This window comes from Pseudoalteromonas sp. H105, from assembly GCF_001469215.1.
In the GTDB taxonomy this organism is placed as follows: Bacteria; Pseudomonadota; Gammaproteobacteria; order Enterobacterales; family Alteromonadaceae; genus Pseudoalteromonas.
Genome location: NZ_LOFH01000006.1, coordinates 142,921 through 163,967, shown reverse-complemented (window position 1 = coordinate 163,967; position 21,047 = coordinate 142,921). Strand labels below are relative to the sequence as shown.

The window sequence follows — 21,047 nt, the reverse complement described above, 5'->3', positions numbered from 1 at the left end:
TTAATTCCTCTCGTTAGCTAATAAGCTGTTATTTGTTGCAATAATAAAATGTGATTCGTTGTCCATTACCGCTAAGCCTAGTTTTGGTCTCATGTCGTCGCTGTATCTTGCAAAGCCCGTTAGGCTATCAAGCGAAAAGTCATTAGGCGGTGCAACAAGCGGCATGCTAGCAATAGTGCCGTATTCATAACGGCGGGTTGTTCGCCCGTACTGCCTGCAAATGTAATCAATTAGCTTGTTTCTCTCTGCTAAATCAGAGTCAAGCAGTTGCAGGCTTATTACATCCCAATCAGTTTCACTTACTCGTTCGTCTATGGTGATCCACGGTGTGCCGAGTTTTTCAAACATGTAATACCAGCCGCTTTTTGTGCCTGCGCCTTTGGCAAATTGCAGGGCGAACTTAACGCGGATGCGGTAGGTTTGTTCGGTTTCGTTGGGTATTTGGGTTATGTCGCGTTCCCATGCTAGTAAGTGCACTAGCTCAAGCTCGGCGGTCATTGGGTCAAGCTGTTTTGCAGGCCATGCGAGCATGTCACTTACGCGCTGCCAAAATAGCACGGCGCCTTGGCGTAGTTTGTCTAGCTCGCTGTTTGGTCGGGCTAGCCAGTATTTGAGTTTTGTTATTTCGTGCCAATCAATGTTCATACATCGTTACCGTTTTCAATGGTGAGTGCGGTTAGGCGTGGCACGTTGTTTTGACTTGTAATGTCGGTTTGTTGCCAACTTAGTGAGTCGATTCCTGCAAACTCTTTGTGTAGCTCTTGGCCTAAGCGGCTAAAGCTAAAACGGCTATTTGGTTTGGTGCGGGTTACTGTGTAATCGTTGTTTTCTCTAAACGCGCTGCGGATAAAGTTTTCAATGTTGGCAAGTAGCGCGGTGACCTCTTCATCAAGCAAGTAAACATGTGGGTAAACCGTCAGGCCTACGCTTACATCAACACCTGGCATGGCAAGTACGAGTAAATCATCGCCGTGGCCGTGATAGCCTTTTGCCATAATGTAGGTGTTTAAGTCTTCAATTAGTGTCTCACTTGGTACGCCTGTGTCTAACAAAATAAAGGCGTTTGCTGTGCCTGGACCACGTGGGGCGTCGTGTTCAAAATAAATGTTATCGGTGTCTAGGCCGCTGCGTTCTGTGAGCATGGCACGGTAAACGGCGTCAATGTGCCAAGGGGCTGCGGCGGTAAATGCGTTGCGGGTGCGTAGCTTTAAATCTTGGTTAGATTCTGCATCAGCGCCAAGTACGTCTATCCAGTCTTCATCGTTAATGGCGCTACCAATACCAGTGATCGCTTCTGGTAAAATATGGTAATAGCCTGCGCCTAAGTTATATGCCGCGCCTGCGTTTTCGGCAATTACTGCAACTAATACGCTGGCTTGGTTTTCTGGCAATATTACGTCATCAACGGTGAGCACACGGTAAACCGTGCCGTTTATAGCATCGGTTTGTATTACGGTGCCTGCGCTAATTAATAAGCTTGGGCCAGTACTGGCCGCGCGGTTAAAACGTACTTTGCCTTGGGTGCGTTCTTCGCTTTTACGGGTTAAGTCGTGCTCCCATGCTTTTGCTTCAATAAAGTCGCTGTCTGTTGCTGTTTGCAAAAATAAATTAGGGAGTATTTTCTCAATTAATACTTTGTTGACTACCCAATTAGCCGGCTTTGCTACTACAGCCGTAACAACACGCCAAAACGGTGAATAAGGCGAGTCGTTCGCAATTAAACCGCCTTCGGTTTCTACGTCTTGTTTAAATAAAACCTTCCAGCCTTCCTCAGTTGTAGGAATGCCTGCTTTTTCTACAATACGTTTAAAATCAATTGTTGGTGTTTCATCAGCCATTATTCTACCCCTGTGATCAACGATGATATTTCACCGAATTCTATTGTTTGGGCAAATACCCACCATTGGCCTTTGTTGATTTCGTTTTGCTCAACTTTTACGGTGCCTGGCATAATGCGCACATCGTCTTCAACCAGTAGTTTGATTTTGGTTTGGGTGTCTTGGGTTACGCCCGTTCCGCGGTCGCTTACTAATAAATTTGCAAGTCCGGTGTCTAAAATTGCGTGCACTATGTCTTGGGCAATTACGTCACGATCGGTTAAGTACGTGGGGTTGTTGCCTGCGTCTAGCACTACATCACCGTTTTTAATGTGTAAATCGCGGTAAATACTCATGAGTGCATCTCAACTAGGTTTGCAAAGTTGGTTTCGCCTTTGGCTGGGTAAACATTCACGGTGCCTACATGGGTTGATTTTTGTTGATTGGCGTTACTAATTTGCTGCGTGATGCCGCCGCGCTCAACACGGCTTTGTACTGGGGCAATGGCCGCAACGCTTGGAATACTGGTACTTTGTATTTTGTTGGCATCAAGGGCGATGTTAGATGCTAAGTTTGCTGTGTTGACGTTGGCTTCAATATCAACACCGGGGATCATATTTAGCTTATCTATAATCCAATCCATAGTGTCGTTAAATACGCTTTTAATACCGCCCCATACGGTATTAAAAATACCCGCAATGGCTTTAACCCAACCCCATTCGCTCATGGTGGCTTTTAGGTCATCCCAGTAATAAATTAGCGCGCCCACGGCTACAACGGCGGCGGCAATACCCGCAACAATTAAACCAATGGGGTTGGCGTACATTGCTATATTAAGCGCCAGCATTGCGCCTTTTAAAAAGGTGATCCCACTGGCTAATGCTGTGTTTATACCTGCCCACACCATTGCCCCCACGCCCCAAGCAACCATGGCCATTTTGCCCGCGCCCATCATAAGCGTGAATAAACCGCCCGCCGCAACAAGGCCGAGTAAAGCAACGGCACCAAAGCCAATCCATTGCGTTAACGTTGGGAACTGTTCGGTAAACCACACAACATCGGTTCCCGCATCGGCAATAATGCCTACAAAGTTATTAAATACGGGCAATATAGCCGAGCCCCACGCGGCACGTATTACGTACCAGCTTTGTGCTAATCTCTCGCTTTGGTCGGTCATGGCCATCGCCATTTCTTCGGCTTTTTGCATGCCTGTCACTTGGCCGAGTGAGTCAATTGATTGATTTAGGCCGTTGATGTCGGTTAATAATAATTTAACGGTAGCTGCGGCATTTTTAGAGCCAAATGCTTTTGCTAGCTGATCGCCTTCGGCTACGTCGATGGTTTCGCCAAACTTGCCTTTAATTTGGTTTAGTATGTCGACCATTGGCAGCATTGCGCCTTGGCTATCGGTAAAAGTTAGGTTTAATGCGTCTTGCGCTTTACCAACACCTGCTAAGAACGCGGCGTATTTTGTGCCCGACTCACTGCCCGACATGGTTGCTTGCAATGTACCAAGAATCGCCATTTGTTCATTCATGGCAATGCCTGCGCTCGTACCTTCAGCACCGATAGACGTAAATGCCGCTGACATTTCAGTGCCGGTGGTTTTAAATGCTTGTACTGCGGTTGCTGTCATGCCAGTAACTTGCTCTACCCAGTCACTTTTGCCCATATCGTTGGCTTGGTTTTTAAATATGCCATACATGGTGCCCATGTAATTAGTGATGGTGGCGGCATCTGATTTAGTGGCGGCGGCTAGTACGTTGCTCGACATAGTAAACGCTGATAAGTCAGCATCGTTAAGCCCTGCAATGGCACTTTGTATGTCGTAACTTGAGCCCACAAACCCTGTTGCCGATTTACCGTATTTAAGAGCGTATTCGTAAGAGCTATCTGTAAGTTGTTTTAATGCAGATTCACGCACACCAAGCGATTTAACCTCGCCTAACACACGGTCCATTTCAATGGCTGGCATAAGTGCGTTTTGTAATGCATAACCGCTGGCAGCAATGCCCGCAACGCCTGACGCCATTTTCATGGTGCCCGCTTGGTAGTCATTAGTTAACCCATTTAGGCTGTGGCTTATTTTGGCGATCGGTTTAGTGATCTGGTCAATAAGCCCAACTTGGAACATTAACTGCTGCGGTAAACTCATTACTTGCCCCCAAAGGCTTTGCTAACAGCGTTAGCGGTTATGTTTTCTAAATCTTCGCGCTGGCGGTTGTACAACCAGCTCGCGCGGGCAATGTTGTATTCGCTGTCATCTTCGTGTGGTAGCAAGTAACGGCGAATAATCAGTTGCTGTTCAAGCGGGTTGTTTTCTATTGCATCAACCAGCGCCGCTATTTTTTTACGCTGATCTCAATTGCTGGGGCAAACTCTTGTTGTAGCAAACCACTAATTTGCATTGCTGCACCTGGGGAGCTTTCAAGCACTTTACGCAGCTCGTCTTTATCGCTTTCAACAACTGAGCGCATTACAAAGTTATGCGATGGTGCTACTTTGTTGTTTGGCATAATGTCGTTTAGGTAACCGTTATAATTTTCGGTGGTTACGTCAAAACTCAGTTCTTTACCCGCGATTGTTAACGTAATTTTCTTGTTCATGCTGAATCCTTAGATTTGGTTATTAGCTTTTCAATTGTTTCAAATCCGTCTTTCATTTGGCGTTCCATGCGATCGGTTAATTTGTCAAAATCGGTTTTAGTGGCGTAGGTTTCGGCCACATGGGTTTTATGGTCGCTCAACTCTTTTGCCGTCGCTTTATGAGCGTTGAACAAGCTCACTAACAGCGGCACTAATACAGTGAGTACTAAACTAATAAAGGCGATTGCCACCATTAACCACGTTGCTACTTCTGTCACTTTGCTACTCCTTTAATTTTTTCGACTGTCCTTAAGCTTGCTAGGCCAAGTAATGCGAGTGTTAATTCCATCATCACATCTGTTGGCAGTTCTGGCGTTCCTGCTTCTGGCATGATCCATTGCAAAATTGGGTTAATTAAAAAGGTGAACAAAAAGCCAAAGCCGCACACCCACAGTAAAAATGGCCGTGCACCTGCGACAAATGTTGAACGGTGCTGGGCTGCATGGGTATTTGCTAGCGCTTGCATTAGCAGAGGCTTTTGCTTAATTTCTGCTAAATCGTTGCTTAACTGCTGGCGTTCTTCGTCTGATGTGAATAACGCGTCGCCCGCTTTGCCAATCGCTTCAATTGGGTTGCCACCCACTAAACTTGAAAACCAGCCCATGATCAGTGCCTCGCTTTTTGTAAATAACGTGCTTCACGCCAGCGGCGCGTTGTGTATCGGTCGCCAAAATCAACCAGTTCATCAATCATGGCTTGGGTATTTTGAGTAATGGCCGTACGCCAAAAGTTAGGGCAACGCTTTGCTAAATTGCCGTATTGGAATGCTACCGATGCAATCACGGTTTGCATGGGTTCTGGCAGTTGTTCAAACTTAATAGTTGAATGCTTGTTGTACTTTTCAGCTACGCGAGTAACTGACTCAGACTTGACGCACTGATCAATCAACTGCGCTTCATCTTCAGTAACTTTTAACGGCATTAGCTTAAGCATCATTTCTGCGTGTTCGCCGTGTTGCTCGCAATACGGTAATAACTTATCAATTAACGCAGGCTGCGCAGGGAACATGCGGTTCAAGTCTTCGCGTGATCGCTGGCCAATATCAAAGCCGGTGGCTATGGTTACCCCAGATTTAGAGTTAGCCGCATCGGGCACATAGCCGTTTAGCTGCGCGCCGCCTTCTAGTTCTGAAATAAAGCTGTAATTCACTTTGATATTGTTCATTTTGCTACTCGCTTAACGATTGGCACGGTACACAGCGCTGCACACCTTTTATGGCTTTTTGCCGCGCTTTGGGTATTGGGTCGCCGCAATCAATGCATTCCGTTGCACTGATAACGCGGCTGTTTTTAAGTCCTTTTAGGCGCTGATCAATAAACCGCTGATCGGCGCGTTCCTGTGCAATAACTAGGTGGTCTAGATCATCCATTTACTAACTACCTTATTGCACTATGTTTTCAATTTCTTCGGGGCGCAGGTATGGCACACCGTTAATTTTGACAAAGTCAGGATCGGTTACATCAAACGGAATTTTAAACAGGCTGGCTTGCCCGCCTTTTTTGTCGATGTCTAAAATGTCGCTGAGCTTAATGCGGCAACCAAAGGCTTCGACTTTCATTTCGTCTTTGCTGGTTTTGGCATAAAACATAATGTCGAAGGTGTCCATTGCCCGCCAAGCGCCTGCACTTTTTGCAGCGTCTGACACTAACGCAAAGTTGCTGGCGTTAACTGACAGCTCACCATTTGCCGATACATCACCGTCTACAAAGCCATCTGGCACACCGCCTGACTGGCTTACTGCACTGTTGTCGGTAATGCTCAATGTTGCGGTGTCTACTTGAATCATTGTGTCGCCCAAGTTCACGTTAAAATTCATTCCTGATAAACGCATGGCTATTCTCCTTTACTGCTTAGATCAAGCATGATGTTGACGGTAATTTCTTTCGGGCTGTTGTACGGGCGCAAGATGAGGTAAATCACTACGCTTTTATTGCTGGTCCATACAATGGTGATATCGCCTTCAATTGGCGGGGTAATTTCACCAGGGAACATGGTGCCGTTAATGGTGGTGCTTTTGCTCATTTTGCGCAGCGGCTTCATAAAGTAGGCTTTGTTTAGCTCAATACTGTTAGGCGTTGAGTTAAGAGTACGGTTTGCAACACGGCGAATGGCTAACACGCGTACTTCTCGGCTGGCTTTGTGCACTGGGCGTAAATGCTCAAGGTATTGATAGTCACCGCCAGCGGCGTCTAGCGTTTGGGCGTCACTCCAGTAAATGCCCTCAAAATCGCTGTACCACTGCGGCACACTCATACGTGCATTTGCTAACGTTTCAAGTGTGGCTAGTGATAACGGGTCGTCGTTGGTGTCAACCGGTGCATCACCTAAACCCAACACACTGCCTGTGGCTACGCGCATTGGGCTGTCGGCAATGCTTACGCTGCGGTCACATAATCGCCCCGCTAATACGCCCACGTTATTACCGTGTAATTGTGGTACTGGCACAACTAAGTGCGCAGCAATGCCCGCTTGCAGGGCAACGGTTGCAGCTTCATACGCTGACCATGTTTGTGTTGCTACGTCGATACCTGGCAACGCAACTAAGCTTGATACAAAACGGCCAAGTGTTGCTTGCAGCGATGTTAAGTGATCATGTATATCAGTAAGGCCACCGCTGGTGTTTTGTTCGTCGCACACAATAACCATTTCAAAGCTTTGCACTTCGTTGGCGCGGTCGATTGCATCAATAATTGTTTCATCGTCAGCCAGAGGGTAAACCGCTGCTGTCCAGTTTTGGCCTGCGTTAAGTTGCGCGGCAATGAGCTGATCACGTAGTGGGCTGTCAGCAAATGATTCTTCAAGATCAGTTTGTGCGCCTACGCTGAATAATTGGCTTTCTTCGTCTACTGAACCCGCACGGCCAACAAACAAGAAGTGTCGTTCAACACCTTGGATGTCGCCTTGCCCTAAATTCAGATTGTTAACTTGCACTTTACCTAGTGACATGGGTTTATCCTCGTTTATTGAGTTGGTTTAAAATGGTTGCTAGCTGTGCTTGCACGTTGGCGCTGCTGTCACCTAAGAACGGGCGGGCTTTTACAGGTATTTGCCAGCTATTGAGGCGTTTATCGTCGCGCATTTTGCTTAGTACCAGGGTGGCTTTACCGTGAGTGACATTGGCCATAATTTCTTTAATGCTGGCGCGGCGGTAGCCATTGCCTTTGGCTTTACGTACTTTGTACCCCTCAGCCGATAGCGCTTTTGCTTGGCTGCGTGTGCACGGCGCTTTGTAATCTGGTTTGCCATGTATGCGTGCCATGCGGCTGGCGGTCATACGTTCTACGCCGCCCTCTTGGTGTAGCCCTGCAATTTGGCCTGAGAATTTATTTTTATGCTTAAGCTCTAAGCGGTTACTGGCTTTTACGTATGGTTCTAATGTTCTCCCCATGCGTTTGAGCATTTTTACTTTTTTGCCATTTTCGCGCGCTGCAAACTTTTTACCGTCTACTGTGGTTTGGGTGCGTATGCGCTGGCGTGCGAGCTTACGTTCATAACGCCCTAGTGTTTTTAAGGTGCGAGTACGTTTAGCCGGTGGTAATGCTAATAACTGCAACTGGTGCTTTGCGCTCAATGCTTGTTTGCTGTTTGGGGTGATCACTAAACTCATGATTGCCCCTTAACATCTACGTCAACGTTTTCGGCAATGCTGATTGGTACAAGCGATACGTGATAACGCGCGCCGTTAAATAGTATTGGGCCGTTGTCGTTGGGTATTAATTCGATGTCGTCAATCAGTTGCACATCAATCATGATGGTTGCGTCATCTTTGCTTACTACGTCAATTTCAATCTCTGGGTCATCTAGCCCAAAGTTGTCACGTTCCCAGTCGCTGTCGATTAAAAACGCGCTGATCAATGCAAGTAAGTTGTACGGGTTTACACGACGATGCGGGAACTTTTCAATTGCGATTACGGCTGTGTACTTCCATTTTGCTATTGCGTAGCCGTCTTGCCCGCGGTCGTCGCCAATGCCGTGCAATGTGCCGCGTTCTTGCCATGCGTCTATGTTGTTGGTGTGAATAGCACCGCTTAAACTGGTTTGTAAAAACTCGGTGAGTTGCTGCAATTGGGTAATTGTTTGGCTCATAGTGTGTGCACTCCCGCGCGCCCCAACCCGAGCAGTAAACGAACGCTACGGTTAGACTGCGCAAGTATCGCGTCTTGTTGGTTAACATCGTCTGCCTTATTGTTGCCTGCTGGTTTTTGGTCAACCGATGAAAAATAGCCCATTAAATCGCTATGCGAACGGGCATAAACAGCACCACGGTAAACACTTTGCTGGGCGGTGTTAAAATCTGGCACGCCGTTTGTGATGGCGAAAGCAACGTCCGTGTTGTCTTTCATTGTGTATTTAATTATTTGTTGTTGTACTTCTAGTGCGCTGCGGTTGAGTGAATCGGCAATTACGGCCTCTTCATAAAACTCTGGTATACGGCGATGTTTACGAAACTCTGCCGTGCTTAATGCAGGCCAGCCGCTATCGGCATCTATGCTGATGCTGTCTTGTGCTGTGGCTTCGAATCCAAATGACATACCGTATACCTTTTTCAATAAATTAGGTTCAGTGCAGTTAGCGTCGACGCGGTTATTAACAGTCGCCTGTTAAACGCTCGGCTAGTGCACTGGAGGGTTGGGAGCCGTTAGCGATTACTGAGCGTTTAGCTCGGCAATGGCTCGCAATCTCATTGCAATTTTGTTTCTTACTGTTTTAACTTGTACCTTTGGGTGTAACTCGGCGGCTTTGGCTAAGTAGCCATCTGCTTGTTGCAGGCGCTGAACGTCGCCAACATGCGATGGCGAAACGTCGCCGTTTTTGCTGCGCAGTAACGCAAGGCCCGCAAACTTGTAGTACTTAGCCGTAACTTGCTCAGGTAATTTCCAATGGTTCGCAACCTTGCTGAACACTTGGCCAAAATACGGCTCAATGCTGTTGCCTTTTTCTGCTTGGGTGCTTGCCCAGTCAAAAACAGTGTCGGCAATAAAACCAGGCCACTGGCGGCGGATGTTACTAGCCATGGGATGGTTAAACTCAATGGCTCTGAGGCCAAACTCAATGCCACGGCTGAGATTGCCAACGTCGAAAAGCCAAATAGTGCAATACGCGAAAATCGGGTTGTCTTCATTTTGTCTACCTTCTTTTGCTAAATAGTCTTCAACAATGGGTAACCACTTTGGCAATAACACATCACGTTTGTGAGCGATTTTGTCGGCGCGGGTTACCATTTTTTTTAACCGTTTTAGGTCGTCTTCTAATTCAATAAGCTGTAAGTGCAGGCTTGGGGCGTATTGCCCTGAACCTGTAACACTTACTTTTTCGAGCTGTTTTTTTGCTCGGTTGCTTTCTTTGAATCGGAGGATTTTTGCGCCGCCGACGGCTTTTTTAGCTCTTCAACCGTGTCTTTTAAGTCGCTATTAGCGGCGTTAATGTCGTCGGCTTGGTAGGCTAAATCGCTGGCGGCGTCACTTGCCTGATCAGCAGCAGTTTTAATTTCACCTGCAGCAGTGCTTGCGCTGTCTATGCTGTGGTTAAGCTCGTCGGTTGCATCTTCAACGTTTGAAACATCAATGTTTTCAATGTTGCCTTTTTCATCTAAGGTGACGTTTGCAACAGCGGTTTTGTCTTCGTCTGGCGCGGCAGGATCAACGCTCATGGTTACATCAAAAAAGTGAATGTTTTGGTCAACGTATTGTTGAGCGGTTTCAATCGCTTTTGATTCATCACAACCTAGCAACTGCGCGAGCAATTTAAGCGCGGTTGTTTCTTTGGCTTCATCCGCCAAACCTTTCAACGTATCAACAAGCTTTTCGCCTGTTTCAGCCACCGTTTTACGTTTAGCTTTTGCAGCTAGGCGGCGCTTTTTAAAATCAGCAATGGCACTCATGGCACTTACCTTTTAATAAATGGATAACAGCTAGGCGGTTAGGCCTAGCAATTAATGATTAAAACGTTTAGCCCGCTGGCTTTTCACCAATGTTCATGGCGCTTTCGTCAATCGCGGCGTAGGCTTCAAACTCTTCGATTGCGTAGCCTTCTTGACGCCAGTATGAGTTCTCGTATTGCTTGCGGTCTTCTTCGTCTTTGGCTTTGCGGTGCGCGGTGCCTTTTTGCGTGTAAATATGCAAGTTGCTTAAAATGGTGATCGCGATGCGTTTACCCGGGAAGAACGGCGGCGTATACGCGCGCATGCCACCAATGTTTTTATCCATTTGCTGTGCGGCCACTTTTTCACTTGGCTTGTCAGCTTGGTTCATCATGTGGGTTTGCGCGGTGGCCGTTAGGTCGTTACCAACCAATACAACTAGGCGTGGGTCATTACGCAGTGATGGGTGAATAAGCGAGTTTTTAAGCTCGGTTACAATGGCGTCTAACGTTTTGTAATCACCTGCGCCGTCTGGGTCAAAGTAAACAGGGTCTGTCATTATTTGATCAGCCGCTTTTTCTTTAACGATTTGATGCCAGCCTTTATTTACGTCTTCACCATTTGGGTTAGCAACTGGGTCTGATGTGGCCGCAGCCGATACACCGTTAAAACCAACGCGCAGCATGTCGAGTGCAAAGCGTAGCGTAGCGTTTTGGTTAATCAGCTTCATGAACTCGTTTAGGTTACCGGCATTGGCCCATGTAGATAACAGCGCCCAAGTAACCGCTGAGCATGAATCGGTTTCGGTCAGTTCATATGTATGACCATCAACGCCTTGCTCTGATGTAAAACGACCACCCGCTTTACGCCCTGTCGCAATACCGTAGTTACCTACTTTTACAACTTGGCCTTTAATTTGGTCGACCTGCATGGTGGTGATCATGCGTAAGAACTCGACCGACTCTAAAAGCGCGGCGCGCAGTTTGGTTTCCATTGGGTCTGAAATGGCAAACTTGTGTGATGCGTCTTCAACACCAAATGATTTTGCTACTTGCGTTGAGTATTTTTGTAAAAACCCAGCGGCTGTTTGATTTAAGTGCATGCGTTATCTCGCTCTGTTATGCATTAGTAAAAAGTAAACGTGGTTTGCTTAAACCAGGTCTACGGTTTCGCCGCCTACTGGGTCAGGCTCTTGGCCGCTTTGCTCTTGGCTAAGGGCGTTAAATTTGGTTTCAATGCCGTCTACTTTTTTGCTAAAGCCATCAACCTTTTCCATTAGCTGGCTGAATTGCTCAGCGGTTACGCCTGTTTCAGGCTTGTCACCTTCAGGCTTTGCGGCTGGCGGTTCTTCAACTGGCGGGGTTTCTTCGCCTTTTGGCTGTTTGCTGAATTTAGTTTCAAGGTCAGTCACCTTGGTATCTAATCCTTCAACCTTGCCCATTAGGGCATCAAACTGTTCTTTGTTCATGGGTTCTTCCTCGGTGAGTGGCTCTTGGGGATCAGCTGGCTGCTGATCACTAGAAAATAAATTAAATAGTTGGGCAAACAGGCCTAGTGCTTTGGTTTGCTTGTCGGCTGGAATGTCGTTAGCTGGGTCGCTAAAGGTGGTAATAAAGTCACTGTGTTGTAGCGTTTCAAGGTGGCTATATTCGTGATCAGCTTGGTTATCACCAATAGAGAATTTTAAGCGGCTGGTGCCAGAACTGGCTGGCGAGTCGGTAACGGCAAGGCCTTGTAAGTAACAGCGCCCTTCGCTTTTATAATCGGGATTTGGTTCGATAGACATAAACAGCTTTTGGCCGTCTTTATTTGCAGCAAGTAGGTAGTCGTTAGCAGTAATTTTTACAAACAGGCGTAATTTGCCACCTTGTTTAGCTGCTTTAACTTCGTCAACTGACCCCCAGTTTTTGCCTTCACTTGGGCCCCAACTTGAACGAAAATGTTCAGGCCAAATAAGCGCGGTGTATTCGTCAGGTGAATACGATTCGGCCATTTGATTAATCCATTCTTTTGAAATGGTGCGGCCGTCTACCGTTGCGCCTTCTGTTGCTGCAATTACCCAACCTGTTTGCTTTGCTGCCATTTGCTTGCCGTGCTGCGTTACTGAATATTTAAACGCAGCATAGCCATAAAAAAAGGGCTGTTCACCTAGTTAGCTTTTTGAAAATTCCTAGATTGAGGTTTTAGGAAACGTAAGGATTTTTAAGCGGTTATAGTCTTATTATAAATGAATACACTGTCGCTAGTTACTAATTTTATGAGCGACTTATACCACGTAATGGCTTATTCACCGGAAATACGCGAAGCAGCAAAACGGCTTTATTTGCGCCACCACACCCCCGACGAAATACGCGAGGAACTGGCGTTACCAAATAACCGTGTTATTTACTATTGGGCTGAGAAATATAGCTGGCGCGATATGCTGCGCGAAGAAGACGTAGACGAAGCCATTGCACGGCGCATTTTAATACTCACCGATGTAAGCGACAAAACAGGTAACCAAATAAAAGAGCTCGACATGCTGATCGAAAAGCACGTTAAGCTTAAAAAGCAGCGTGCCCAGCAAGAAAAAGCAGCACAGGCCGAGCAACCCCACGGTACAAACCAGCCCAGTAATAAAAGCAGCAGCGGTAACGACAATAAAAAAAGTAAAGGCCGTAAGCGTAAAAACGATGTTAGCCATTTAACCGCTGAAGACTTTGGCACCTGGTACGACTCACTCTTTGAATACCAAAAAACGATGCACGAAAACTTGCATCAGCGTATTCGTAATATTTTAAAAAGCCGCCAAATTGGGGCTACGTACTATTTTGCGGGTGAAGCGTTTAAAGATGCGGTATTAAGTGGCGACCCACAAATATTTTTATCAGCGAGTCGCGCACAAGCTGAAGTATTCCGCAGTTATATCATTGCGATTGCGCAAGAGTTTTTTGAAATAGAGCTAACCGGTAACCCAATTACATTACACACCGCCCATGGGGACGCCGAATTACGCTTTTTAAGTACTAACAGCAAAACCGCGCAAAGTTATCACGGCCATGTTTATGTAGATGAATACTTTTGGATTGGTAAGTTTAACGAGCTAAACAAACTAGCCAGCGCCATGGCCACACATAAAAAGTGGCGTAAAACGTATTTTTCGACCCCGTCTACTAAAGCGCACCCTGCTTACACTTTTTGGACTGGCGACCACTGGCGACAAGGCCGCGCCGAACGTGAAGAAATTGAGTTCCCTACATTTGTAGAACTGCAAGATAACGGCAGGCTGTGCCCTGATAAACAATGGCGCTTTGTTGTTACCATTGAAGATGCCCAACGCGGCGGCTGTGACTTATTCGACATTGAAGAACTGCGCGATGAATACAACGCCGATGATTTTAATAACCTGTTTATGTGCATCTTTGTGGACGATGCCGACAGTATATTTAAATTCAGCGACCTTGAAAAAGCCATGGTTGATGCCGCCCGCTGGCAAGATCACAAACCCAATGCCGCGCAACCATTTGGTAACCGTGAGGTATGGCTAGGTTATGACCCATCACGCACCCGCGATAATGCCGCCTTGGTGGTGGTTGCCCCACCTGAAAAGCCCGGTGAAAAATTTAGAATACTGGAAAAGCACTACTGGCGCGGGATGAACTTTTCACACCATGTGAGCGAAATTCAAAAAATTTACGCTAAGTACCGCGTTACGTATATTGGTGTAGATACCACAGGCATTGGTGCGGGGGTGTTTGACTCGCTCACCACACTTTACCCGCGTGAAGCCACCGCCATACATTACAGCGTGGGCAGTAAAACCCGCCTTGTACTTAAAATGATTGACCTGATTGAAGGTGGCCGACTCGAATGGGATGCATCCCATAAAGATATAGCTATGAGCTGCCTGTCAATACGCCGCACCAGTACTGACTCTGGCGGCGCCATAACGTTTAAAGCCAGCCGTGATAACACCATAGGCCATGCAGACGTATTTTTTGCAATAAGTCACGCTGTTATTAACGAACCACTTAACCATGCACATAAGAGAAAATCACGATGGACCATGCAGAACAACTAACAGACCAGCCAAATGATCAGCAAGGCGATCAACAAGGTAAGCAAAATGCGCCCGTTGTGTTTGGCTTGCCTGAGCAAGTAATGCCAGATATGTGGCTAACCGATTACGACTCGCTATTTTATAACGATATGGATAATTACTGGGAGCCGCCAGTTGACCGCCATTTATTAGCCAACCTTACACGGCGTAATGCCCAACACGGCGGCATAGTGCAAAGCCGTGCAAATATGGCATCGGGTCGGTTTATTAGTGGCGGTATGAGTGCGCAACAAGTGCAAGCGGCGTTTTTAAACCTGGTGCAATTTGGTGATGTTGCTTTATTAAAAATACGTAATGGTTTTAGGCAAACGGTGCGCCTGTTCCCGCTGCCGAGTTACCGCACGCGTGTTGCTGGGGATGGCGGCGCAGTAGTGCTTGAACGTAATAGCCAAGTTAAAAAATACAAAAAAAGCGACATTATTTGGGTTCGCCAGTACGACCCAGTGCAGCAAGTATATGGCTTGGCCGATTACTTGGGCGGTTTGCAGGCTACGTTATTAAATGAGGACGCTACGCTATTCCGCCGTAAGTACTTTTTAAACGGCGCGCACATGGGCTTTATTATGTACGCGACTGATCCTAACTTAGACCCTAAAGTTGAAGACGATATAAAAGAAAAAATTCAAGATTCAAAAGGCGTGGGTAACTTCCGCTCACTCTTTGTAAACATACCCAACGGTAAAGAAAAGGGCTTGCAAATAATTCCTGTGGGTAATTTTGAAAGTAAAGACGAGTTCATGAACGTTAAAAACGTATCGGCGCAAGATATATTAAACGCCCACCGTTTTCCACCGGGCTTGGCAGGGATTATACCGGCTAACAATGCAGGCCTTGGTGACCCGACTAAATACGATGCCATGTATTTTAAAAATGAAACTAAAATGCTGATTAAATTAATGATGGACGAAGTAGCGCGGGATCCTGAAATTGGCAGTAAATTGCAGCTTAATTTTGATTTAGAGCCCGCAGCGTAAAGTTAAATGCCTGTTTGTTAAACATCAATACACTGTATATAATTACAGTGTATTTTTTAACGGTTGGTGAATGTTATGGCGCGGGTAACTTGTCCAAATTGTGAAGCTAAAGCAATAATTACGTCTCGTGAAAAGCAAAGCGCGCATGTGGTTAATTTATATTGCTCGTGTACCAATACTAAAGAGTGCGGTGCTACGTTTAGAATTACCCAATCGTTTGATCACTTCTTAAATCCTCCTTGCAAAACCACCGCGCAAATAGCCGCTGGGCTTATTAAAAACCTACCGCGTGAAGAACAATTAGAATTAATTGGTTTATAGCTCCCCATAAATTGCAGACATAAAAAAGGGCCACATCCAATGTAGGCCCTTTTTTAGGATTTGAAGTTTTTAACTTTAATAGTCACTTTTAAAGGTAGTCCCTTTTTTAGGGTTTGCAAATAATTAGTTTAACCCTTTCTGCATGCATTGAAAAAAAACCTGAGCTGCTAGCCTATTCTCAATATGTGTAGCTGATGTTTTTAAAATGCATGCAGCTTGAACACCTTCAAAACCTCGCCCTTTTAGGTATTCAATTACGTCTGCTGCTACTTCAAGTTCTTGCTTTTGGGTTAATTGTTTATCTTTCATTTTTCTGCTCGCTTTGCTTTGGTTTAACAACTGAGTGATATACCCAGTTGCGGCGCTTAACTGGTTTTTTCATTATGCGGCCACCTCTGATACTTGGTTTTCACCAAAGTTAACTGCAACTAATGCTTGTGCAATTGGTGGGCATACTGCGTTACCACAGCGAGCAACTTGGTTTTTCTTGGTGTTTTTTTTGCCGTTTGAATCAAAAGCTATTTGATAATCAGCTGGGAACCCCATTGCTGCAAATAGTTCGTGTGGCTCAAGCATTCTCATTCCAATATCTACAATTTGATACTTCTCCCCTTTTACTGTTACTAGGCCAAAACGATCCTTGGTTGTTACTGTATCGAGTGGATTATCAATTGAGTGAGCTGCGCTAGTTCCGTAGTACTTAATTAAGAATGCTTGAACTTCACCAAAGTGATTACCTCCTGCCGAAATTGTTTGCAAGGGCTCGTCAGTTGCATGGCCAACATTATCACCGCGCAATTTAATCATGTGGCTTGTAACCAATGCCGACTTGCCACCACCTCCAGCGGTGATAGTTGCCAATGGCTCATTGGCTTTATTACAATTTGATGCGCTAAACTGCCTTTCGATAATTGGGGCTACCAATGCAAAGTGACCTCCTTTCACTTGAGCGCATATTGTTCTTAAAGGTTCATCAACAGCCATATTTCGCTGATTAGATGCGTTGGCATGCTCTGTTATAAACGGTATAGCTTTTTCATTATCAACAATAAATGGTGTATCTGTATCAACTATAAATCTCTGAATACCTTTTGCTATGCGCTTCATTGTGTTTTCAGCTAATGGCTTTTTACGGTTAAAAATTGATTTAGCCGGTATTGACCAATCAATAATATCAGCTGCGGTTAGATATGGTTTTAAACCTGACCCCGCTTTGCCGTGTGTTGGATTTGGCCAGTTAATACTTTGCCCATCGTCACGGCCAACGAGAAAAAAGCGCTTTCTGCTTGTTGGTGCGCCAAAATCACATGCAGTTAATATTTTATGATCAATGTTATACCCCAAGCCTTTTTCAAGTTTGTAATATGGAAAATCATCGCCAAGTGCTTCTTTAATTTCAGGCCATGCTGGGTGATCTGACTTTAAGCCGGTGGTCATACATTTTATAAATGCGTTAAACGTTTCACCCTTACGTATTTTGCATGGTTTAAAAATACCTGGCGATTCTTCTACCACTGGCCCCCATGTTAAAAACTCTTCAACATTTTCGAGCATAAAAACACGCATTGGCACTAGCGCAGCCCAACGAACCACCACCCAAGCAAGTCCGCGAATGGCTTTATTAACAGGTGTCGCACCTTTAGCTTTACTAAAATGTTTGCAATCAGGACTAAACCACGCCATACCTACAGGCCTACCTGCGCATGCTTCAATCGGGTCAACGTCCCAAACAGATTCGCAATAGTGCTTTGTTTCCGGGTGATTTACTTTGTGCATATCAATTGCAGCGGGATCATGGTTAATTGCAATATCAACTTTACGATTTAAACCAAGCTCCATGCCAGTAGATGCCCCACCGCCACCTGCAAAATTATCAACAACAATTTCATTTTTATAAAGCATTTGTAATTTCCCCAATCAATAAACTTGGACGTTTAAATAACAGCGCCGTGTTTTGTAATTTATCAATAGTCATTGTTCGGCCATCGATGGCGGTTACTTTTACCCGTTTAATTGGGTTTTGCTCTATCACTACTTGGTAACGTGAGTCGGCGCATATGTTTTTAATGCAACGGGCACCGTGTTTGGCTGAGCAACCAAACTCACGGCCTAGTAATAGGTCGTTGTAAAACAGCCCTGTTGAAAGCATTTTTTCTGCTGCTGCGTGTGTGTTCATAATGTCACCTGTTGTTTTGGTTGTGGTCTGTTAGTTACTGCAAATACGTTAGCGTTAGGTTCTTGCTGATAGCCGCTGCAAATTTCGGTAGCAAATACGCTGTTATTGGTTTTACCGCATAGGCCGTATTGGGTTTTAGGCTTTGGCTGGTCGAATTTAGTAATAAAAGGGCTGTGCTGATCTTCTGCATACCCTTTAGGGCAAAACGCCTGGCAACTAATACATGCCATTGGCATTGATACTTTTGAAATTTGAATAGTCATATTTTCTCCTACGCCATTAAATCCAGTGCCCACCAGTCGTTATCACTAACTGCTGATGCGCTGCCGTTGTTTACTAAAATTGCTAAGTCCCAATCGCCAATGGTGATCACGCCTTTTTTATTCTCTCCGTAATGGAACTGGCCTTGTTCATTGCGCGTTGCATTAAGAGTTTCACGCCCGTCTAGCTGTGCGTATTGGTAAGCAAGGTCTACTAATTGGCGAGCTTGCTGCCAGTGATTCTCTGTTACATGCCAGCTTGCCGATTTTTGGGCGAGTGTTTTTGCTCGGTATTCAATTGCGAGGTGTTTGTTGTGTTTTATTTGCGCGGTTTCGTCTAAAACATGTAATTGGCCGTTTTTAACATGGTAAATTTGGCCGTCTCTGGCGATCCTTTTACCGTCATTTAGATCCTTTTTAACCTCTGTGATCTGTTTTTCATCACACCCCACCATATCGAGTATTAACTCCGCGCTAGAGCCCACGGCTATAGGCGTACAGTTATTACCACTAGACCAAGATAGGCCTCCTTCGTCGGCGTTGGTGCTAGCCTTAGCTGCGAGTTTTTCTGCTGTGCCCTTGAGTTGTCTTGTCCATTCGATAAGACGGGTTTTTAAGCTGGTTGCATCCGTTACGTTATGCACGTTGTTAAACAAACGTGTAAGCACGGCTTTGTAATCAATGTTGGTTACAACACCTTTAATGCGGCGCACTACTTCGGCGTAGTCGTTGCCCATGGGGGTGTCTTCATACATTGATTTAAAATTAGCAGCGCGGCCAATACACATACCGCCCTGTAGTTTTACGTAGTCTTTCCAGTTGGCGTTATCTGCCGCGTAGCGAATAGGCTCTATAATTTCGTCTTTAATTGGTTTGCCTTTTGGCATACGGCGAAGCTCTCGCCAAACCGTAACGCTAGGCGAACCTTGAAATTGAAACTGGCGAATGTTCCACGTACTTGCCCAGGCTAAAACGGGGTTTGCTTGCTCTTGCAGGTTTTCGCCTGTGTCGGCGTCAACATGATCGGTCAGCATGTAACCATCAATATTTTTACTAATGTATTTAGCAATGTAGGCCGCTGCACTGCCCTTGCTTTTATCTAGCTTTACAGCGTCAAAGCGTGGGCTAAAAGTACGGTAAAATTTGGTGGGCGCTTTATGGTTTTTCGCCTTAAACTTTTTAGGTTCTCTTTTTTCAGCCTTGGCTTTTTCGGCTTCTTCTTTATTGCGTTGTATGGCTACTTCGTTGGCTTTCTTTTTAGCAAAGCCCCACTCGCTGCGCTTTTGTTTATAGATTTTAAATAACTTGGTTTTCTCAGTGCCTGCACGGTATTTAACACAAGCTTCAACCGTTTTTATGTGCGTACCATGAGTGTTTATATCTACAAATTTGTTAAACACTTTTGCTCGTGTAAGCTCTGGGCCATAACGATCGTAAAGTTCGGTTTTATCTTCTTGGATAAAGTACCAACGCAAAATAGCGTTGATTTCTTGAAGTTTGTTTTTTGGCATGAATAGCATCATGTGCCAATGCGGGCAACCGTCGGCGTGTGGCTCAACGACGCGCACACCAAAGTATTTAAGGCCACGGCGATTAAGCTTTGAACGGGCACGCGCCCATGTTGTAGTTAAATAATTTTGCGCATCTTTAGGCGTTGAGCCATCCCACGTACTTGCATTGGCATGATAACGCGCGGGGCATGTAATGGTGTAAAACATGGCAACATAGCCCATTTCGTCGGCTAGTTCTTCAGTTTCACGAATGCGCAGCATTAACTCATTACGGCGGTTAGCGGGGTTTGCCATGCCTGTTTTTACGGCTTCAATTAAGTCAATTACATCGCCGTCACTGCTTTGTAGTTCCATCATTTCAAGGAACTGGCGGCCACTGGCTTGGGCAAAGCTAAATTCTCGTTGTGCTTGCTTTGACGAATAAGGGCTAATACCGCGGCGTTTAGGCTTTTGGCTTTTTTTATCGTAGTAAAGGTCTTTACCCACTTGGCCGGTTGCAATTTCTAGTAATTCTAAAAACTGTTTACGCAGGGTTTTTAATTGGCGAGCCCACCACTTATCACATTGCAGTTTAAGCAAGGCGATTTCAAAACAGGCTTGCGGTAATTCGTCTTCGCGCATGTCGTAAAATGGCACATTTACGCCAAACTGTTTGGCGTACGCTGCAACACCTTCGTAGGTAAGGCGTACTATTTTTTCATAGGGTAAATGCTGGTTTTGTTCACTTACATCAAGCGCCTTTTCAACGCACTCTAATGCTAGTGTGCCTGCATGCTTTTTGGTTTTTTCAACACTACTTAGAATATGCCATGGCAATGGCATATTGTGAGTAATACTGAGTAGCACACCAAAGCGGGGTTTTAACCGCGCAATGGTGCGGCGCATCCACGTATTGGCACGGAACTGGCTCCCCGCTTTTTTTTCAGTGTAACGATCAATGTATTTACGGGCCATGCGACTTTGCAGCGACACAGGCACCTTTTCCAAGTTACTAGCAAGGTAATTAAAGTCGTCAACATCAGTAATAGACGAAATTAAGCCCTTAGCTATGGTCGATAGGTTAAGGGCGTCAAGATCGAGGGGTCGAGGTTGAGCCACGGCGCTACAGCTCTATCTCTGTTGGTTCACCACCAATTTGTACGGCATTTAATGCAATGCTCATTAGGCTGTATGCTCGTTCAAAATTAACGTCGTCATCTGCAATCATTTTTACGATTGGTAGTAAATCAGTCAGTGTGTCTTCGCACTGCATTAGCATGTGTACGGTGCTGCGTTTGTTTAAAAGGCGAATTGTAAAATTGGCTTGCTCAATAGCGTGTAAAACAATATTGAGTATTAACTGATTTTTAGATAGATCTTGGTCTTTGATGGTGTTCATTTTTAG

Annotated in this window: 28 protein-coding genes; 3 read left to right on the top strand and 25 right to left on the bottom strand. The window is 45.5% G+C overall.

Features of this window, described 5'->3' with window-relative positions; all coding sequences use genetic code 11:
- The 19 genes from ATS75_RS12080 to ATS75_RS11995 all read right to left on the bottom strand — a co-directional run bounded on the left by ATS75_RS12080 (nt 1) and on the right by ATS75_RS11995 (nt 12,405).
- Nucleotides 1–645 carry a phage tail protein gene (locus ATS75_RS12080; protein WP_058560677.1) on the bottom strand — a complete coding sequence of 215 codons (645 nt, stop codon included), beginning with the start codon at nt 643–645 and terminating at the stop codon, nt 1–3.
- Nucleotides 642–1,838: a baseplate J/gp47 family protein gene (locus ATS75_RS12075; RefSeq protein WP_058560676.1), complete on the bottom strand. Its 1,197-nt coding sequence runs from the start codon at nt 1,836–1,838 to the stop codon at nt 642–644. Before ATS75_RS12075 ends, ATS75_RS12080 begins: the two co-directional genes overlap by 4 nt.
- A complete protein-coding gene (locus ATS75_RS12070) occupies nt 1,838–2,173 on the bottom strand; it encodes a DUF2590 family protein (protein ID WP_058560675.1) in 336 nt (111 codons plus the stop codon). Before ATS75_RS12070 ends, ATS75_RS12075 begins: the two co-directional genes overlap by 1 nt.
- On the bottom strand, nt 2,170–3,972 hold the full coding sequence (locus ATS75_RS12065) for a phage tail tape measure protein (protein ID WP_058560674.1): 1,803 nt from the start codon (nt 3,970–3,972) through the stop codon (nt 2,170–2,172). Before ATS75_RS12065 ends, ATS75_RS12070 begins: the two co-directional genes overlap by 4 nt.
- Nucleotides 3,972–4,097, bottom strand: a complete 126-nt coding sequence (locus tag ATS75_RS20830) for a DUF6890 family protein (protein ID WP_414858285.1) — start codon at nt 4,095–4,097, stop codon at nt 3,972–3,974. The genes ATS75_RS12065 and ATS75_RS20830 overlap by 1 nt, the downstream gene beginning before the upstream one ends.
- A gap of 62 nt (nt 4,098–4,159) precedes the next feature.
- Nucleotides 4,160–4,423 carry a putative phage tail assembly chaperone gene (locus tag ATS75_RS12060; protein WP_058560673.1) on the bottom strand — a complete coding sequence of 88 codons (264 nt, stop codon included), beginning with the start codon at nt 4,421–4,423 and terminating at the stop codon, nt 4,160–4,162.
- The gene (locus ATS75_RS12055; protein ID WP_235591176.1) at nt 4,420–4,680 is read right to left on the bottom strand and encodes a hypothetical protein; all 261 of its coding nucleotides are present in this window, start codon (nt 4,678–4,680) and stop codon (nt 4,420–4,422) included. Before ATS75_RS12055 ends, ATS75_RS12060 begins: the two co-directional genes overlap by 4 nt.
- A complete protein-coding gene (locus tag ATS75_RS12050; RefSeq protein WP_058560672.1) occupies nt 4,677–5,066 on the bottom strand; it encodes a 3TM-type holin in 390 nt (129 codons plus the stop codon). The genes ATS75_RS12055 and ATS75_RS12050 overlap by 4 nt, the downstream gene beginning before the upstream one ends.
- Before the next feature lie 2 nt (nt 5,067–5,068).
- Nucleotides 5,069–5,626, bottom strand: a complete 558-nt coding sequence (locus tag ATS75_RS12045; protein ID WP_058560671.1) for a pesticin C-terminus-like muramidase — start codon at nt 5,624–5,626, stop codon at nt 5,069–5,071.
- Nucleotides 5,627–5,630: 4 nt separating this feature from the next.
- Entirely contained in the window at nt 5,631–5,831 is a 201-nt protein-coding gene (locus tag ATS75_RS12040) for a TraR/DksA C4-type zinc finger protein (RefSeq protein WP_058560670.1), read from the bottom strand.
- A gap of 12 nt (nt 5,832–5,843) precedes the next feature.
- A complete protein-coding gene (locus tag ATS75_RS12035; RefSeq protein WP_058560669.1) occupies nt 5,844–6,293 on the bottom strand; it encodes a phage protein in 450 nt (149 codons plus the stop codon).
- A 2-nt stretch (nt 6,294–6,295) separates the two neighbouring features.
- On the bottom strand, nt 6,296–7,408 hold the full coding sequence (locus ATS75_RS12030; RefSeq protein ID WP_058560668.1) for a DUF2586 domain-containing protein: 1,113 nt from the start codon (nt 7,406–7,408) through the stop codon (nt 6,296–6,298).
- Nucleotides 7,409–7,412: 4 nt separating this feature from the next.
- Nucleotides 7,413–8,069 carry a hypothetical protein gene (locus tag ATS75_RS12025; RefSeq protein WP_058560667.1) on the bottom strand — a complete coding sequence of 219 codons (657 nt, stop codon included), beginning with the start codon at nt 8,067–8,069 and terminating at the stop codon, nt 7,413–7,415.
- Nucleotides 8,066–8,548 carry a phage tail protein gene (locus tag ATS75_RS12020; protein ID WP_058560666.1) on the bottom strand — a complete coding sequence of 161 codons (483 nt, stop codon included), beginning with the start codon at nt 8,546–8,548 and terminating at the stop codon, nt 8,066–8,068. The genes ATS75_RS12025 and ATS75_RS12020 overlap by 4 nt, the downstream gene beginning before the upstream one ends.
- The gene (locus ATS75_RS12015) at nt 8,545–8,994 is read right to left on the bottom strand and encodes a head completion/stabilization protein (protein WP_058560665.1); all 450 of its coding nucleotides are present in this window, start codon (nt 8,992–8,994) and stop codon (nt 8,545–8,547) included. The genes ATS75_RS12020 and ATS75_RS12015 overlap by 4 nt, the downstream gene beginning before the upstream one ends.
- Before the next feature lie 114 nt (nt 8,995–9,108).
- Nucleotides 9,109–9,720, bottom strand: a complete 612-nt coding sequence (gene gpM, locus ATS75_RS20140; RefSeq protein WP_268801569.1) for a phage terminase small subunit — start codon at nt 9,718–9,720, stop codon at nt 9,109–9,111.
- 47 nt (nt 9,721–9,767) lie between these two features.
- Nucleotides 9,768–10,343 carry a hypothetical protein gene (locus tag ATS75_RS12005; protein ID WP_058560664.1) on the bottom strand — a complete coding sequence of 192 codons (576 nt, stop codon included), beginning with the start codon at nt 10,341–10,343 and terminating at the stop codon, nt 9,768–9,770.
- 67 nt (nt 10,344–10,410) lie between these two features.
- A complete protein-coding gene (locus tag ATS75_RS12000; protein WP_058560663.1) occupies nt 10,411–11,424 on the bottom strand; it encodes a phage major capsid protein, P2 family in 1,014 nt (337 codons plus the stop codon).
- Nucleotides 11,425–11,472: 48 nt separating this feature from the next.
- A complete protein-coding gene (locus ATS75_RS11995; RefSeq protein ID WP_058560662.1) occupies nt 11,473–12,405 on the bottom strand; it encodes a GPO family capsid scaffolding protein in 933 nt (310 codons plus the stop codon).
- Nucleotides 12,406–12,600: 195 nt separating this feature from the next.
- Between ATS75_RS11995 and ATS75_RS11990 the strand changes: the two genes are divergently transcribed.
- The 3 genes from ATS75_RS11990 (at nt 12,601) to ATS75_RS11980 (ending at nt 15,716) form a co-directional block, all read left to right on the top strand.
- Entirely contained in the window at nt 12,601–14,382 is a 1,782-nt protein-coding gene (locus tag ATS75_RS11990; protein ID WP_058560757.1) for a terminase large subunit domain-containing protein, read from the top strand.
- Nucleotides 14,361–15,395: a phage portal protein gene (locus ATS75_RS11985; protein ID WP_058560661.1), complete on the top strand. Its 1,035-nt coding sequence runs from the start codon at nt 14,361–14,363 to the stop codon at nt 15,393–15,395. The genes ATS75_RS11990 and ATS75_RS11985 overlap by 22 nt, the downstream gene beginning before the upstream one ends.
- A 75-nt stretch (nt 15,396–15,470) precedes the next feature.
- Nucleotides 15,471–15,716, top strand: a complete 246-nt coding sequence (locus tag ATS75_RS11980) for an ogr/Delta-like zinc finger family protein (protein WP_058560660.1) — start codon at nt 15,471–15,473, stop codon at nt 15,714–15,716.
- Between the two features lie 123 nt (nt 15,717–15,839).
- Here ATS75_RS11980 and ATS75_RS11975 read toward each other — a convergent pair whose 3' ends face one another.
- The 6 genes from ATS75_RS11975 to ATS75_RS11950 all read right to left on the bottom strand — a co-directional run bounded on the left by ATS75_RS11975 (nt 15,840) and on the right by ATS75_RS11950 (nt 21,041).
- The gene (locus ATS75_RS11975; protein ID WP_058560659.1) at nt 15,840–16,025 is read right to left on the bottom strand and encodes a hypothetical protein; all 186 of its coding nucleotides are present in this window, start codon (nt 16,023–16,025) and stop codon (nt 15,840–15,842) included.
- 72 nt (nt 16,026–16,097) lie between these two features.
- Nucleotides 16,098–17,618, bottom strand: a complete 1,521-nt coding sequence (locus ATS75_RS11970) for a DNA cytosine methyltransferase (RefSeq protein WP_058560658.1) — start codon at nt 17,616–17,618, stop codon at nt 16,098–16,100.
- Nucleotides 17,608–17,892 carry a hypothetical protein gene (locus ATS75_RS11965; RefSeq protein ID WP_058560657.1) on the bottom strand — a complete coding sequence of 95 codons (285 nt, stop codon included), beginning with the start codon at nt 17,890–17,892 and terminating at the stop codon, nt 17,608–17,610. Before ATS75_RS11965 ends, ATS75_RS11970 begins: the two co-directional genes overlap by 11 nt.
- Nucleotides 17,889–18,155, bottom strand: a complete 267-nt coding sequence (locus ATS75_RS11960) for a hypothetical protein (protein WP_058560656.1) — start codon at nt 18,153–18,155, stop codon at nt 17,889–17,891. Before ATS75_RS11960 ends, ATS75_RS11965 begins: the two co-directional genes overlap by 4 nt.
- A gap of 8 nt (nt 18,156–18,163) precedes the next feature.
- On the bottom strand, nt 18,164–20,761 hold the full coding sequence (locus ATS75_RS11955; RefSeq protein WP_058560655.1) for a replication endonuclease: 2,598 nt from the start codon (nt 20,759–20,761) through the stop codon (nt 18,164–18,166).
- Between the two features lie 4 nt (nt 20,762–20,765).
- Nucleotides 20,766–21,041, bottom strand: a complete 276-nt coding sequence (locus ATS75_RS11950; RefSeq protein ID WP_058560654.1) for a hypothetical protein — start codon at nt 21,039–21,041, stop codon at nt 20,766–20,768.
- Between the last annotated feature and the right edge of the window lie 6 nt (nt 21,042–21,047).

What these genes read in the sequence shown, in the direction of transcription:
- ATS75_RS12080 (WP_058560677.1), bottom strand. Translation starts at nt 645, where the DNA reads ATGAACATTGATTGGCACGAAATAACAAAACTCAAATACTGGCTAGCC.
- ATS75_RS12075 (WP_058560676.1), bottom strand. Translation starts at nt 1,838, where the DNA reads ATGGCTGATGAAACACCAACAATTGATTTTAAACGTATTGTAGAAAAA.
- ATS75_RS12070 (WP_058560675.1), bottom strand. Translation starts at nt 2,173, where the DNA reads ATGAGTATTTACCGCGATTTACACATTAAAAACGGTGATGTAGTGCTA.
- ATS75_RS12065 (WP_058560674.1), bottom strand. Translation starts at nt 3,972, where the DNA reads ATGAGTTTACCGCAGCAGTTAATGTTCCAAGTTGGGCTTATTGACCAG.
- ATS75_RS12060 (WP_058560673.1), bottom strand. Translation starts at nt 4,423, where the DNA reads ATGAACAAGAAAATTACGTTAACAATCGCGGGTAAAGAACTGAGTTTT.
- ATS75_RS12050 (WP_058560672.1), bottom strand. Translation starts at nt 5,066, where the DNA reads ATGGGCTGGTTTTCAAGTTTAGTGGGTGGCAACCCAATTGAAGCGATT.
- ATS75_RS12045 (WP_058560671.1), bottom strand. Translation starts at nt 5,626, where the DNA reads ATGAACAATATCAAAGTGAATTACAGCTTTATTTCAGAACTAGAAGGC.
- ATS75_RS12040 (WP_058560670.1), bottom strand. Translation starts at nt 5,831, where the DNA reads ATGGATGATCTAGACCACCTAGTTATTGCACAGGAACGCGCCGATCAG.
- ATS75_RS12035 (WP_058560669.1), bottom strand. Translation starts at nt 6,293, where the DNA reads ATGCGTTTATCAGGAATGAATTTTAACGTGAACTTGGGCGACACAATG.
- ATS75_RS12030 (WP_058560668.1), bottom strand. Translation starts at nt 7,408, where the DNA reads ATGTCACTAGGTAAAGTGCAAGTTAACAATCTGAATTTAGGGCAAGGC.
- ATS75_RS12025 (WP_058560667.1), bottom strand. Translation starts at nt 8,069, where the DNA reads ATGAGTTTAGTGATCACCCCAAACAGCAAACAAGCATTGAGCGCAAAG.
- ATS75_RS12020 (WP_058560666.1), bottom strand. Translation starts at nt 8,548, where the DNA reads ATGAGCCAAACAATTACCCAATTGCAGCAACTCACCGAGTTTTTACAA.
- ATS75_RS12015 (WP_058560665.1), bottom strand. Translation starts at nt 8,994, where the DNA reads ATGTCATTTGGATTCGAAGCCACAGCACAAGACAGCATCAGCATAGAT.
- ATS75_RS12005 (WP_058560664.1), bottom strand. Translation starts at nt 10,343, where the DNA reads ATGAGTGCCATTGCTGATTTTAAAAAGCGCCGCCTAGCTGCAAAAGCT.
- ATS75_RS12000 (WP_058560663.1), bottom strand. Translation starts at nt 11,424, where the DNA reads ATGCACTTAAATCAAACAGCCGCTGGGTTTTTACAAAAATACTCAACG.
- ATS75_RS11995 (WP_058560662.1), bottom strand. Translation starts at nt 12,405, where the DNA reads ATGGCAGCAAAGCAAACAGGTTGGGTAATTGCAGCAACAGAAGGCGCA.
- ATS75_RS11990 (WP_058560757.1), top strand. Translation starts at nt 12,601, where the DNA reads ATGGCTTATTCACCGGAAATACGCGAAGCAGCAAAACGGCTTTATTTG.
- ATS75_RS11985 (WP_058560661.1), top strand. Translation starts at nt 14,361, where the DNA reads ATGGACCATGCAGAACAACTAACAGACCAGCCAAATGATCAGCAAGGC.
- ATS75_RS11980 (WP_058560660.1), top strand. Translation starts at nt 15,471, where the DNA reads ATGGCGCGGGTAACTTGTCCAAATTGTGAAGCTAAAGCAATAATTACG.
- ATS75_RS11975 (WP_058560659.1), bottom strand. Translation starts at nt 16,025, where the DNA reads ATGAAAGATAAACAATTAACCCAAAAGCAAGAACTTGAAGTAGCAGCA.
- ATS75_RS11970 (WP_058560658.1), bottom strand. Translation starts at nt 17,618, where the DNA reads ATGCTTTATAAAAATGAAATTGTTGTTGATAATTTTGCAGGTGGCGGT.
- ATS75_RS11965 (WP_058560657.1), bottom strand. Translation starts at nt 17,892, where the DNA reads ATGAACACACACGCAGCAGCAGAAAAAATGCTTTCAACAGGGCTGTTT.
- ATS75_RS11960 (WP_058560656.1), bottom strand. Translation starts at nt 18,155, where the DNA reads ATGACTATTCAAATTTCAAAAGTATCAATGCCAATGGCATGTATTAGT.
- ATS75_RS11950 (WP_058560654.1), bottom strand. Translation starts at nt 21,041, where the DNA reads ATGAACACCATCAAAGACCAAGATCTATCTAAAAATCAGTTAATACTC.